At 63.5% G+C, this 13,600-nt stretch carries 12 protein-coding genes and 1 pseudogene; 3 read left to right on the forward strand and 10 right to left on the reverse strand.

Annotated features, from left to right (window positions below; translation table 11 throughout):
* The 4 genes and pseudogenes from QZ497_RS08890 to QZ497_RS08905 all read right to left on the reverse strand — a co-directional run.
* Positions 1-157: pseudogene (locus QZ497_RS08890) on the reverse strand (oxidoreductase); the annotation flags it as partial.
* Positions 158-315: 158 nt separating this feature from the next.
* The gene (gene catA, locus QZ497_RS08895) at positions 316-1,251 is read right to left on the reverse strand and encodes a catechol 1,2-dioxygenase (protein WP_027597808.1); all 936 of its coding nucleotides are present in this window, start codon (positions 1,249-1,251) and stop codon (positions 316-318) included.
* A 36-nt stretch (positions 1,252-1,287) separates the two neighbouring features.
* Positions 1,288-1,578: a muconolactone Delta-isomerase gene (gene catC / locus QZ497_RS08900; protein ID WP_027597809.1), complete on the reverse strand. Its 291-nt coding sequence runs from the start codon at positions 1,576-1,578 to the stop codon at positions 1,288-1,290.
* A gap of 23 nt (positions 1,579-1,601) precedes the next feature.
* Entirely contained in the window at positions 1,602-2,753 is a 1,152-nt protein-coding gene (locus QZ497_RS08905; RefSeq protein ID WP_295473247.1) for a muconate/chloromuconate family cycloisomerase, read from the reverse strand.
* Between the two features lie 99 nt (positions 2,754-2,852).
* Here QZ497_RS08905 and QZ497_RS08910 point away from each other — a divergent pair, with 99 nt between their 5' ends.
* Positions 2,853-3,719, forward strand: a complete 867-nt coding sequence (locus QZ497_RS08910; protein ID WP_295473249.1) for a LysR family transcriptional regulator — start codon at positions 2,853-2,855, stop codon at positions 3,717-3,719.
* A gap of 160 nt (positions 3,720-3,879) precedes the next feature.
* Here the strand turns inward: QZ497_RS08910 and QZ497_RS08915 are convergent, their stop codons facing one another.
* Both QZ497_RS08915 and QZ497_RS08920 read right to left on the reverse strand, forming a co-directional pair.
* Positions 3,880-6,033, reverse strand: coding sequence for a TonB-dependent siderophore receptor (locus QZ497_RS08915; RefSeq protein ID WP_295473250.1), 2,154 nt, complete (start codon positions 6,031-6,033; stop codon positions 3,880-3,882).
* Positions 6,034-6,339: 306 nt separating this feature from the next.
* Positions 6,340-7,146 carry a suppressor of fused domain protein gene (locus tag QZ497_RS08920; RefSeq protein ID WP_295473252.1) on the reverse strand — a complete coding sequence of 269 codons (807 nt, stop codon included), beginning with the start codon at positions 7,144-7,146 and terminating at the stop codon, positions 6,340-6,342.
* Between the two features lie 407 nt (positions 7,147-7,553).
* On the opposite strand from QZ497_RS08920, the gene QZ497_RS08925 reads away from it, so the two are divergent.
* Complete coding sequence (locus tag QZ497_RS08925) at positions 7,554-10,088, forward strand: TonB-dependent receptor (protein ID WP_295473254.1); 2,535 nt, start codon at positions 7,554-7,556, stop codon at positions 10,086-10,088.
* 25 nt (positions 10,089-10,113) lie between these two features.
* Here QZ497_RS08925 and QZ497_RS08930 read toward each other — a convergent pair whose 3' ends face one another.
* The 4 genes from QZ497_RS08930 to QZ497_RS08945 all read right to left on the reverse strand — a co-directional run bounded on the left by QZ497_RS08930 (position 10,114) and on the right by QZ497_RS08945 (position 12,347).
* The gene (locus QZ497_RS08930; protein WP_295473256.1) at positions 10,114-10,743 is read right to left on the reverse strand and encodes a glutathione S-transferase; all 630 of its coding nucleotides are present in this window, start codon (positions 10,741-10,743) and stop codon (positions 10,114-10,116) included.
* Between the two features lie 199 nt (positions 10,744-10,942).
* Entirely contained in the window at positions 10,943-11,194 is a 252-nt protein-coding gene (locus tag QZ497_RS08935) for a DUF3077 domain-containing protein (protein ID WP_295473258.1), read from the reverse strand.
* 343 nt (positions 11,195-11,537) lie between these two features.
* Complete coding sequence (locus QZ497_RS08940) at positions 11,538-11,828, reverse strand: hypothetical protein (RefSeq protein ID WP_295473260.1); 291 nt, start codon at positions 11,826-11,828, stop codon at positions 11,538-11,540.
* A 249-nt stretch (positions 11,829-12,077) separates the two neighbouring features.
* Positions 12,078-12,347: a general stress protein gene (locus tag QZ497_RS08945; protein ID WP_365355519.1), complete on the reverse strand. Its 270-nt coding sequence runs from the start codon at positions 12,345-12,347 to the stop codon at positions 12,078-12,080.
* Between the two features lie 731 nt (positions 12,348-13,078).
* Here QZ497_RS08945 and QZ497_RS08950 point away from each other — a divergent pair.
* Positions 13,079-13,594: a ferritin-like domain-containing protein gene (locus QZ497_RS08950; RefSeq protein WP_295473262.1), complete on the forward strand. Its 516-nt coding sequence runs from the start codon at positions 13,079-13,081 to the stop codon at positions 13,592-13,594.
* Positions 13,595-13,600: the final 6 nt, after the last annotated feature.

The following is a 13,600-nucleotide window of genomic DNA, read 5'->3' on the forward strand; positions in this document are numbered from 1 at the left end:
GGATGTGCGCGTCGCGGGCTTCCGGCCAGGCGCATTCTTCGGAGAACGGCTGGCGGGAGACGGTGAGCAGACGCCAGCCCAGGCTGCGGAACAGCTTGACGGTGGCGTGACCGATCCCGCGACTGGCACCGGTGAGCAGCATGGTGCGCTGGGTCATGGGCGACCCCGGCAGGCAGCGGGGCGGACGAGGGGCGACAGGACGGGCATGGTGGGTGACTCCGGCGTCTGGCAGGCCGGTTCACTATGCCCAAGCAGGACAGGTGGGGCAATCGATGGACCTGTCCTCACCGGCGGACCGATGAGGACAGGGTGCCTTCAGGCTTCTTCGAGGGCGCGCGGGCGGGCACTGCGCTGCTCGGCGGTGGGTTCTTCGGCGGGCTGCAATTCGAAGTCGAAGTCGATTTCGGCGAACTGGCTGCCGTCGAGGCCACGGGCGCGGGCGGCGTTGGCGTCGTCGTGGAAGTGGATGTCGGCGATGAGTTCGTCGCGGGTGGCGTAGGCGAAGTCATCGTGCAGGTACTTGTCGCCGGCCAGGTTGATCTGGGTGGTCAGGTGGCGATGGCCGGGAGCGGAGATGAAAAAGTGGATGTGGGCCGGGCGCTGGCCATGGCGGCCGAGGCCGTCGAGCAGGCGCTGGGTGGGGCCGTCCGGCGGGCAACCGTAGCCGGAGGGCACGATGCTGCGGAAGGCGTAGCGGCCCTCGGCGTCGGTGCGGATGCGTCGGCGCAGGTTGAATTCGGACTGCGCCGGATCGAAGTAGGAATAGGTGCCGCCGGTGTTGGCGTGCCAGACGTCCACCAGGGCGCCGGCCAGCGGGCGACCCTCGGTGTCGCGCACCTGGCCGGTCATGAACAGCGGCACGCCGGCGTCCTGGCCATCATCGAGCCGGGCTTCGCCTTCGCACAGAGGGGCACCGGCCACATAGAGCGGGCCTTCGATGGTGCGCGGGGTGCCACCGGTGCGGCCGGCCTGTTCGTCCTGGGCATCCAGCAGCAGATCCAGATAGTGCTCCAGGCCGAGGCCGGCGACCAGCAGTCCGGCTTCCTGGCGCGCGCCCAGGTCGTTGAAGTAGCTCACCGCCTGCCAGAATTCCTCGGGCGTCACCTCCAGGTCCTCGATCATGCGGATGCTGTCGGTGAGGATACGGTGCACGATGGTCTTGAGGCGCGGATTGCCGGCGTCCTGCTCGAAGCCGCTGGCGACTTCAAAGAACTTCTGCACATCGGCGGTCTGGGAAAGGGCTAGGGTCATGGAGCGATCCTCGGTGTTGTTGTTATGGGTGGCCAATCAGCGGTCGTCGGTGTGGATGGAGGAGGGGTGCCGGCACAGGGCGGTGACCTCGATCTCCATATAGGGGTAGAGCGGCAGTTGCAGCAGGGTATCGTGCAGCGCCTGGGTATCGGCCACGTCGAAGATGCTGACGTTGGCGTAGAGCCCGGCGATCCGCCAGAGGTGGCGCCAGGTGCCCTGGCGCTGCAGCTCCTGGGCCAGTTCCTTTTCCGCCTGCTTGAGTCGCGTGGCGTCGGCGGCGGGCAGATCGTGGGGCAGTTTGACGGTCATGCGGACCATGAACAGCATGGTGAATCCTCCACGGGGCGTGATCAGGCGGTGGCGACGGCGAGGCTGCTGCGATCGCGACGGAAATGGGCGAGGCGGTCTTCGTCGAGGCTGACGCCGAGGCCGGGACCCTGGGGTAGCAGCAGCTGGAAGTCGCGATAGGTCGGCGGCTCGACGAGGATGTCCTCGGTGAGCAGCAGTGGACCGAACAGTTCGCTGTGCCAGTCCAGCCGCTCCAGGGTGGCGAAGGCATGGGCCGAGGCCAGGGTGCCGATGCTGCCTTCGAGCATGGTGCCGCCATAGAGGCCGATGCCGGCCGCCTGCGCCAGGTGGGCGACCTTGAGCACCGCCCGCGGACCGCCGGTCTTGGCGATCTTGAGCGCGAATACCGGGGCGGCACCGGCACGGGCCAGGGCGAAGGCGTCGGGGAGGCTCTCGATGGCTTCGTCGGCCATCACCGGCGCCGGACTGCGGGCGCTGACCCGCGCCAGGGCCTGGACGTCATGGCGCGGCACCGGCTGTTCGATCAACTCCACCCCGGCGTCGGCCAGGGCCTGGCAGGCGCGCAAGGCCACGCCTTCGCTCCAGGCCTGGTTGACGTCGACCCGCACGCTGGCGCGATCGCCCAGGGCGCGCTTGATGGCTGCCACGTGGGCGATGTCCCGGGCCGGTTCGGCCGCGCCGATCTTGAGTTTGAAATGGCGATGGCGGCGCAGCTCGAGCATGCGTTCGGCTTCGGCGACGTCCTTGGCGGTGTCGCCGCTGGCCAGGGTCCAGGCCACCTCCAGCCCCTGTTGCACCCGGCCGCCGAGCAGTTCGGCGAGGCCCAAGCCGCGACGCTGGCCCTGGGCATCGAGCAGGGCGGTCTCCAGGGCCGACTTGGCGAAGGTATTGGCGCGCACGCTGCGCTCCACGCGCTGCATCACGGCATTGAGGTTGTCGGCGTCCTGGCCGATCACCAGGGGCGCCAGATAGGTGTCGAGGTTGGTCCTGATGCTTTCTGGGCTCTCCCCGGCGTAGGCCAGGCCGCCGATGGTGGTGGCCTCGCCGATACCGACGATGCCATCGCTGCAGCGGATGCGCAGGATCACCAGGGTCTGCCCGTGCATGGTGTGCATGGCCAGCTTGTGCGGGCGGATGGTCGGCAGGTCGACGATCAGCGTCTCGAAGCTTTGTATTGTTATGGGTGCGCTCATGAAGCTATCCGGCTGTGGGTTGGGCGTGCAGCAAGATTGACCCTGCGGGGCCGGCCGGTCCAATATTGATTAAGTCTCGCTCCATACCCAGGAGGTATCGTGGAACTGCGACATTTGCGTTATTACCGGGTCGTCGCGCAAACCCTCAACTTCACCCGCGCTGCCGAACAGCTGAACATCGCCCAGCCGCCGCTGAGCCGGCAGATCCAGCAGCTGGAAGACGAACTGGGTGTCGAGCTGCTGGAACGCAGCCGCCCGCTGCGCCTCACCGAAGCCGGGCGTTTCTTCTATGAACACTCCTCGCAACTGCTGGAGCAGCTCAAGCGTATCAGTGACGATACCCGCCGGGTTGCCAACGGCAGCAAGCGCTGGCTGGGCATCGGCTTCGCGCCGTCGACCCTGTATGGCCAGCTGCCGGAGCTGATCCGCCGCCTGCGTGGCTTCGGTGACGTGGAGCTGGGGCTGTCGGAGCTGATTACCCTGCAACAGGTGGAAGCATTGAAGAGCGGGCGTATCGACATTGGCTTCGGGCGCATGCTGTTCGATGACCCGGCCATCACCCAGGAGGTGCTGCGCGAAGACCCGCTGGTGGCCGCCCTGCCTGCCGGCCACCCGCTGCTGGCCGGCCCGGTGAGCCTGCAACGACTGGCCCAGGAGCCCTTCGTGCTGTACCCCGGCAACCCGCGCCCCAGCTACGCCGATCATGTGCTGGGGATGTTCAGCCGCCAGGGCCTGAGCATCCATGTGGCGCAGATGGCCAACGAACTGCAGACCGCCATCGGCCTGGTCGCCGCCGGCATCGGCATCACCCTGGTACCCGCTTCGGTGCAACGCCTGCACCGCGACGACATCGGCTACACCGAACTGCTCGACAGCCACGCCACCTCGCCCATCGTCATCAGCTACCGCCAGGGCGACAGCTCGGAACTGCTGCGCCAGTGCCTGCGCGAGGTGCGGGAGATGTAAAAAAGCCAAAGCCCTTTCAAATCAGAGCGGCTTCATGTTGGCTAAAGCCGGTTTCGGTTTGCAGCAACGGCGTTCAGCCGCGAAAGCATCCCGGCTGAAGCCGGTCCCACCACGTGCCCACGCATCAGAGACAGCCACACCCACCGAAACCGGGCCCTCGTCACAGCGTCCACTTCAGCGAGACCATCACGTTGCGCGGGTCGCCGTACACGCCGCTGCCCGAACCCGTTGGAATGCCCTGCCAGTACTTCTCGTCGAACAGGTTGTTGAGGTTGACCCGCGCATCCCAGTGTTCGTCGAAGCGGTAGCCGGCCATCAGGCCGACCACGGCGTAGGCATCCTGGGTGGCGTAGCCGCTGCCCACGCGGTTGAAGGTTTCGCTTTGCGCGAACACATCGGCACCCACGCGCCATTTCTCCAGGCTGCCGCTCAGGTGGTAGCTGGTGGCGGCCTTGAACAGGTGCTTGGGCTGGTTGGGCGCGAACAGGCGGCCCTCGTTGCGCAGGTTGGCGTCCTTGACGTACTGGCTGAGCACGTAGGTGTAGGAGGCGCTGAATTGCCAGTCGGGACTCAGTGCGCCGCTAAGCTCGGCATCGATGCCACGGCTGCGCACTTCACCGGCGGCCTCGTAGCAGGTGCGGTTCTGCGACAGGCAGGTGGCCGACTGGCTGGTCAGGGCGTAGGCGCGGTTTTCCTGCGTCATGTCGAATACTGCAAGGGACGCGTTCAGGCCGCCGTCGAAGTATTCGCCCTTGATCCCCACCTCGTAGCTCTCGCCGGTCATCGGGTCGAGCACCGAGCCGCTGGCGTTCTGCTCGCTCTGCGGTTTGAAGATCTGCGTGTAGCTGGCGTACACCGAGTAGGTGTCGTTCAGGTCGTAGATCACCCCGGCGTAGGGCGTGACTTCCTGGGTGACCTTGTAGGTATCGCCGCTGACGCGGTTCTCGTAGTCGTACCAGCTCAGGCGGCTGCCCAGAATCACGTGCAACGGGTCGATGGGGTTGAGCCGCGCCGCAGCGTAGACACTCTTCTCGATACTGGTGTTGCGCCCGGCGTAAGGGTTGCGGTTGCCGGACGACGGCTTGGCGATGTGGTGATCGAAGTTGTAAGGGTCGATCGGCGTGCCCTGCCCCCACCAGCCACCAGCCTGGTCGAATTTCTCTTCACGGCGGCTGGCGCCGAACACCAGCTCGTGTTCACGCCCGAGCAGCTGGAACGGCCCGGACAGCGACGCATCCAGGTTGGTCTGGTCATCGGTGTTGAAGTACTGGCCGGAGTACTGCTCCAGGGTCGGACCGTTGTAGCCCAGGTAGCTGGAGAAGGTATCGGCCTCGGCCCAGATCTTCTGCCCCGCCAGCTTGGCGGTCCAGCCGTTGTCGAAACGATGGGTGATGTCGGAGAACAGCGTGTAGTTGTCCTTGTCCCAGTACGACCAGTCGTTGCTCAGGAAGGTCGAGCGCGACAGGTGCAGGTCTTCGCCGTTCGGCCCGCTGGGCAGGCTGCCCCAGTCGGAGGTGTTGTCGTCACGCTGCTTGGACGCACCCAGGGTCCAGGTGGTGGCCTCGGACAGATCGGCCTCGATCACCCCGTAGAACAGCTGGCGCTCGTTTTCGCGCACGTCCTGGAAACTGTTCTTGGTTTCGTAGGCGGTGACCACGCGGCCACGCAGGGTGCCGGCGTCGTTGAGCTTGTTGGCGGCGTCCACTTCCAGGCGGTAGCGGTCCCAGCTGCCGGCACTGGCGGTGACACTGACCTGCGGGGTGGCGGTGGGCCGCTTGCGGACCAGGTTGAGGGTCGCCGCCGGGCTGCCAGCACCGGTCATCAGGCCGGTGGCGCCGCGTACCACCTCGATGCGGTCGTACATCGCCAGGTCGGCCGCAGAAATGGTGTCCTGGGTGAAGCCGCCCACAGTGGTCGGCAGGCCGTCGTACATCAGGTTGTCGATCTTGAAGCCCCGCGACAGATACTCCAGCCGGTCGGAGCCATACTTGCGCAGGGTGATGCCCGGCGCGTACTTGACCAGGTCATTGAGGTCGTTCATGCCCTGGTCTTCGATGCGTTGCCGGGTGATGACGCTGACCGACTGGGGTGTCTCGCGAATCGACAACGGCAGCTTGGTGGCAGTGCTCATCGAACCGGTGGTGTAGGAGCTTGTGCCTTCGGTGGTGGCCGCGTCCAGGCCGGGCTGCTCGGCATTGATGTTGAGGGTGTCGAGGGTCAGGCTCCCCGCAGAGCCTTGGGACGCAGCAATGACCCAGGCGGGCGCACTCAGGGCGATCACACCCGCCAGGGCGGGAAAGACAAGACGAGACATCGGAAAGATTCCTGCAAGAGCATGAAGGACTGCGGCCTGGGCGGGGTCGGATCAGAAGCCCTAGTGCCGGAACACCGGACGCAGCGTTCGGAGGGGCAGGAATCTATCACCAATCAATATCGCTAATGGCAATGATTTTTACTTGCATAACTGTTTGTGCAGTGCAGGACACTCGCTTTGTGCCCGCGCCAGAGCCGTCGCTTCGCTGCGAGGCACGAAATGCGAGGGCTGCGCTGGCCTTAGGCACAGCTCGCTTCGCATCAAATTGAAACATATTCGTCGATCGACACAGGCCTGGCGCAGCCCTCAGACCACGCTGTCGCGCTGCAGCGAGCTGGTGCCCAGCACGCCCGCCCCCGCCAGGCGCGCCACCAGTTGGGCGCGTGCTGCGCCGCCGCCGGCTCGCACGTAGTCCAGCTCGGCGGCGGTGATCAACACCACCGGCACCAATGTCACCGGCGACAGCGGCATATCCTCCAGCCGGGTCGGGAAATCCGGCCCCGGACCACCCAGCAATACACCGATGCAGTCGTCAGCGCTGACGAAACGGGTCGGTACTTGCGCGGCGATGCTGCGCGACTGGCTGACCCCGGGCAGCTCCAGCGACAGCACGCCGTACTGCGCCAGCTGATGGGTAATACCGCCAGCATCCGCCACGGTACTGGCCACGTGTTCGAGCAGCTCGAAGGCCCAACTGCCCTTCAGGGCATCCACCTGCCCGGCTTCGCCGCGCATCGTCTCGGGCAGGTCCGACGTCTCCAGGAACAGTTCCATTTCGAAACCGTTGCCCATGCCTTCCACACCGTCGAACGGATCAGAGAGACCATCGGTGGCCAGCAGCAGCGATTCGCCCCGGCGCACCACCCGATACGCCTGGCGGGTGCTCGGCCACTGCGCGCCACCACTGAGCCCGGGGCTGATCAGGTAGGTCAGCACATCGCTTTCCAGTTGCCCCACCGAACGCCAGTGGCGATCCATACGCTCATGACCGGCCTGACGCACTGCCTGTTGCAGCGTTTCGGCATCCTGGGAAGCGTCATTGGCCAAATCCGTGGCCGCTGGCGACGGAGCTGGAGATTTCGTGCGGGAAAACAGGCGGGAGAGAAATTTCATGCATGACCTGGCTGGAAGCTGGAACGACCTGTCCACTGAGACGCTACAACGCCGCTATTGTTCAGATTGCCAGTGCCTGAAAACAGCGGCCTGGTAAACCTGCACGCCCAGCAATAAATACTCAAATAACATAATCAGACAGATATTTGATTTGTTATTTGAATATTAAAATATTCCAAAAAAGAATTTTTCCACTCTTTTTCATAACTATAAGATCAGCCTCGACTTCACCTTCGCTTGACCGGCCGCCTCCCGGATAGCGGCGTCACCCGAGCGACCCACCACCACCCGCCTCGCTCCAGAACCCACCGACAAGCGCCGCCTGCCTGCCACCGGCAGCGACGCTCGAGCCCAACTGCCAAGCCCGCCGCAAGCGGATTGGCCACTGCCGTGATCTGGAACCACCCATGACCCTGACCGCCACCAAGCTGCACCGCTCTGCCCTGTCTATCCCCCAGACCAGCACCTTGTCGAGCCTGACCCTGGCCTGCCTGCTGGCCCCCGGCGCCTGGGCCGACACCCAGGATGACACCCGCCTGGAAACCGTGACGGTGATCTCTACCGGCGTACGCGGCGCCCAGCGCACCGTGGCTGACAGCCCGACGCCCATCGACATTATCAACAGCGAACAACTGCTCAAGACCGGTCGCGCCGAGCTGTCGGAGGCCATCTCCAAGCTGCTGCCATCGTTCAACTTCGGCGCCAACACTTCGGGCTTCCAGTCCACCACCCGGCCCCTGACCAACCGAGGTCTGGGGCCGGCCTATACCCTGGTGCTGGTCAACGGCAAGCGCCGCCACAACGGCGCCATGCCCGCCGGCGGTAACATCGACACCAGTGGCGCCAACGCGGTGGACCTCGACCTGATTCCGATCAGCGCCGTGGAGCGCATCGAGGTGCTCAAGGACAGCGCAGCAGCGCAGTACGGCTCCGACGCCGTGGCCGGAGTGATCAACGTGATTCTCAAATCGTCGGCCAGCGGCGGGCATCTGGAAACCAGCTACGGCCGCCTGGGCGACGGCCAGGGTGAGAACATCAAGTTTGCGGGCGACAAAGGCCTGTCGCTCGGCGACGGTGGCTTCCTGCATGTCTCGGCGGACGCGCGCAAGCGCAACCAGACGTTCGTCTACGACAAGGCCGACGCCAACTACCGGGGCTATGCCCCCGGCGACCCGCGCCAGGATAGCTGGGACCATCGCGCACTGAAGAACGGCGACCCCGACCTGGAAGCGTTCAACCTGGGCTACAACGCCGAACTGCCACTCACCGACAGCACCCGCGTGTATTCCTACGCCACCTATGGCGAACGCGACGCGACCATCTACAACAACAAGCGCCTGGCCTACAGCACCGCCTCGATTCCCGAGCTGTACCCGGACGGCTACGACCCGCTGAACAACATCAAGGACACCGACTGGCAGTGGCTGCTCGGCGGCAAGGGCGAATGGGGTGCCTGGAACTGGGACCTCTCGACCACCTACGGGCGCAACCGCAACCACCATTCCAGCGACCTGACCATCAACCCCACCTACGGGCCGGCCTCGCCCACCTCGTTCGGCGACCTGGCGACCCTGCAGTTCGACCAATGGGTCAACAACCTCGACGTCACCCGGCACTTCGACAGCCTGCCGCTGCTGCCCTTCGCGGTGCAGGTGTCCGCCGGCCTGGAGCACCGCTGGGAACGCTTCCAGACCTTCGCCGGCTCAGCCGACGCCTACAGCGTGGGCAGCTACACCTACCCGCAGCTGCTCGCCGATGGCAGCCGCAACCCGCTCTATGACCTGAGCGTGCGCAGCGGCTTGAACGGCGGGCCGAGCCGCGGCGCCCAGGCGGCGCTGGTAATTCGCCCAGAAGACGAAGCCGACCTGGAGCGCAACAACTACGCCGCCTACCTGGACTTCGCCCTCAACCCCACCGAGCGCTGGTACATCGGCCTGGCCGGGCGCGTGGAGCACTACGACGACATCCAGAAGAACACCTTCGCGCTCAAGCTCAACTCGCGCTACGAGCTGACCGACACCCTGGCCGTGCGCGGCACCCTGGGCACCGGTTTTCGCGCCCCGTCGTTGACCCAGCTGGGCTATTCGGTGGCCGACAACCGCACCGGGGTCAACGCCCAGGGCGTGGTGGTGCCGGCGCTGCGCTATACCGCCACCCCCGGCAGCGCGCTGGCCAAGGCCTTCGGCGCCAGCGACCTGGACCCGGAAAAGACCCGCAACCTGGGGTTGGGCCTGACCTGGCAACCGGCGCGGCGCACCAGCGTGACCCTGGACGCCTACGTGGTGGACATCGATGACCGCATCCTGCTGTCGCAGAACATCTATGACACCGGCAACGGCGCGGTGAACGGCATTCTGCGCTCGCTGGGCGTGGCCGAAGGTTCCTGGGTGAGCTACTACACCAATGCCTTCGACACCCGCACCCGTGGCCTCGACCTGGTCTTCGACCACAGCACCCCGCTGGGCGCGTTCGGCGACGTGCGCTGGAGCGCGGCGTTCAACTGGAACAAGACCACCATCGAAGGCAGCCGCAGCACCCCGGCCAACCTCGCCGCCTCCGGCATCGAGGTGATCGGCCACGCTGCCGAGGGCAACCTGGTGGCCGCCTCGCCAAAGACCAAATGGGTACTGGGCGCCAACTGGCGTATCGAGCGCTTCGCGGTCAACCTGCAGACCACCCGCTACGGCAAGGTCGAGACCTGGGCCGACGACGCCCGCGCCGACCGCAGCTTCGACGCCAAGTGGATCACCGACCTGGACATCGCCTACTCGATCACCGACAACCTCACCGCCAGCGTGGGTGGCACCAACATCTTCAACGTCTACCCCGACCGCAACGGCGTGGTCGCCAGCCCTTCCAACGGCGGCCAGGGCATCTACGGCAACCCACCGTTCAGCCCCAACGGCGGCTTCTGGTACACCAAGCTGGCGTATGACTTCTGACGCTGGAGCGGGCTGACTGAAGGACTCAGAGGCTGGTCGGCCCCGGCATCAGGTCATAGGGGTGCTGCCAGCCCGGCAGGCTCTGGATGCGTGCCTTCCAGGCCTGGATATGCGGGAAGTCGTGCATGTCCAGGCCGGTGTCTTCGGGCATGAACACGTAGCCGGCCAGCGACAGGTCAGCGATGGTCAGGCGCTCGCCGACCAGGAACGGCGTCTTGGCCAGGTGGGCATCGACGATCTGGTAGGCCGCCCGCGCACGCTCGCGCAGGAAGCGCGTCACGTCGGTCTCGCCGCTTTTCTGGATGCCGTACATGAACCGCAAGGTGGCGTAGTAGCTGGTGAACTTGTGGTTGTCGAACAGCATCCAGCGCCAGATTTCCTGATTTTCCTCGGGCGTCTGCGCGCCGAACTGGCCGGTGACTTCGGCCAGGTAATCGAGGATCAGCGCGGACTGGCTCAGGCGCTGGCCACGGTGTTCCAGCACCGGTACTTCGCCCTGTTCGTTGACCGTGTCGCGCCAGGCCTGGGTCTTGGTCTCGCCATTGAGAAAGTCGACGAACACCGCTTCCCAGGGCTTCTGAGCCAAGGTCAGGAACAGCGCGACCTTGTAGGCGTTGCCGGAGAGTGCGAAGCAGTGCAGCTTGAATTCGGACATATCGGCCCCTGAGCCTGGCATTGAAAACCTGGGACAGTAGCACGGCGAGATGACGATGGACTAGCAAGCCCAATACTGGTCAGACCGTGGAGCTTGCTCGCGAAGGCGGCGTCAACGTCACAGCCGATTCAGCGACTTTGCCAGTTTTTCGCGAGCAAGCCCGGACCTGCGGGCTTGCCCGGCCATTCAGCCGGAGCGCCTATAGACGCGCGCCGGGCCATTGGTCGATGAGCTGGCCGATCACGCTCTGGGCCAGGCCGATCAGGTGCGAGGTGGCCATGGCCAGGTCGCGAGGCTGACCATGCAGGCCGTCGCCGCACTCGAAGGCTGTAGCGCTGGCGCAACGCAGCAGATCCCAGGCCTGACTGAGCTGCTCTTCGACATTGAGGGGTGGTGGACTGGGGCTGGACTGAGTGGCGGGGACCGGTGGGTCGGGGACGATCTTTTTCATGGCAACTTCCTTCTCGTTTCACAGGAATTGCCAGCCATGCCGCGGCCAAGCGGACAAGGTGGCAACGGTACAAGGGTTGGCCGACCGGAGAGAAGGCATCCGGCACACCCGAAGGTGTCCCTTGTACAGTTGCCATGACGCACGCGCGAACGAATCTCGTCCACGACGACAAGCGACTGCATCCTTTCTCTGACTGGGCGGCCAAGCCCTGCCGCTGTTTCCAGCGACGGCAGGCAGCCTAGAGAGCGAATCGGGCAGGCGCAAGCGGCCGGGATTTTCTAGGAAATTTCACTCAAGGAAAAGGGAGGCGTCTTGCAATCAGGCCACGGTCTCGGTGATCAGATCAATCCAGAAGCCGCCCTCTCGGCCCCTTCAGGACGGAACGCTGTAAACCCAGTTTGCAACCAGCACGATGAATGCGATCAATCAAACCGAATGCTTCGGCAGCGGCGTACTTGCACGCAGACTGGGCATCCCGATAGAACGCATTCGAATGAATGGAACTTGCAGAAACCGGCGCTCCTGATCGGGCTACCAGCAATTCACACAACACGCCATGCGGATGTTGAGTCAGACAAACTTCTACAACATGATCGCGGTAGTTAAAACTATACGCCCAGGGCTGAATTTTCATCGCCAGAATTCCTCCTACAACAACAGACGCGCCACTTCATCGACATCTACAAGTTTCATCTCAGCCGAACTGTGTAAATGAATAAAAGCCTATAGGTAGCGAATCCCAGCCCAACTGATATAGCCCAAGAGAACACAAAGCGGACACCTGCGGCATCTGATATTGATGCCAATTCATTCGAGGGGGATGGGAGGACTGCTAACACCCCCATCTGATGGTCACGCAACAGCCTTTCGGGAAAGCTGCGCGTTATTTGTCATCGCTGCCACGACCTCCGCCATGGCTGTGCTGCCCGCCGACGCGACCCGCCTCGGAAGCCTTTTCCCGATCATTGGCGAAATTACCCCCGGAATTCTGCCCGCCCTTGCGGCCGGCCTCAGCCGCCCGCTCAGGATCATTGGCGAAGTTGCCGCCAGAATTCTGCCCGCCTTTCTTTCCGGCTTCTGAGGCTTTTTCCCGGTCATTGGCGAAGTTTCCAGCATTGCCTTGATTTTCACGATCATCTTGATTGCGAGCCATGATGTATTCCTCGTTACGATCACACAGGACATTCTGTGTTCAGCTGTGACACAGCTTCCGAACAAGTACTTCAAATAAATGGCCCGCGTCGGACCAGCGGTATCACGAAGCATGTTAATAGCCAATTCACACCCAATAGCCATCTCGCGCATTGGCTATGGTTATTATCTTGCCTGTAACTCTCACCTTACACCGCTTATCTGCAAACCCCATGTATCAACTAACCATTGTTGCCTTCACGAAACTAACCTCCCGCATTGCTTAACGCACAGGTGGTTTATGTCTTCCATGGGGCTTTGCGGTTCAGCCTCCACCAGGTTCTCTCCAGATACAGCGGCGAACCGAATATTCAGAAACGTCATTCTGTTCAGCATCGAGTATCACGAGCATCTGAACTTGCACGCGCACAACGTCTGAACACCCCAATCTGCATGTGCGCGGCGGCACGAGCCCGCCTCGTCATGCCTCGGGCGCCCTGCCAACAACCACCCATCATCGACGCAACGCTCGCCTTCAAGCGCCGCTTGAAGATGTCCATTTATTAGAAATTTAAAGACGTTCGATGATTTTAAACCCCCAATCGCCACAAAATCAGATAGCCATGAGCCATGAGACCGCTCATCGCAGATTCTCGCAAATAGAACGAACGGGGCCCCACTCAACCTGTTTAACCTTTGTGTAGGGCGTATCACGCTCTGCCCAATCTTCGCGACAGCATCGAGGAATACAGCATGGCCAAATCAGCACGCACCACCGTCGACGATCTGTTCATTCACGAGCTTTCAGACGTCTACAGCGCGGAAAAGCAGATCACCAAAGCCTTGCCAAGACTGGCACGCGCCGCCACCAACCCGCTGCTCAAGGAAGCGTTCGAAGCGCACCTGGAAGAAACCCAGGGGCAGATCGAGCGCATCGACCAACTGGTCGAGAACGCCGGGCTGAAGCTCAAGCGCATGAAGTGTGCGGCCATGGAGGGCCTGGTGGAGGAAAGCAAGGAACTGCTCGACGAAATCGAAAAAGGCGAAGTACTGGACGCTGCCTTGATCGGCGCGGCGCAAAAGGTCGAGCACTACGAAATTGCCAGTTACGGCACCTTGATCGCCATGGCCAATCAACTGGGCATGAAAGACGCGACCAAGTTGCTCAAGGAAACCCTCGCCGAAGAAAAAGGCGCTGACGAGAAGTTGACCGCAATCGCCGAGCAAGGCGGCAACCAGGCCGCCACCCTGGCGAACCAGGAAAAATAACGATGA

The organism is uncultured Pseudomonas sp. (assembly GCF_913777995.1).
Taxonomy (GTDB): domain Bacteria; phylum Pseudomonadota; class Gammaproteobacteria; order Pseudomonadales; family Pseudomonadaceae; genus Aquipseudomonas.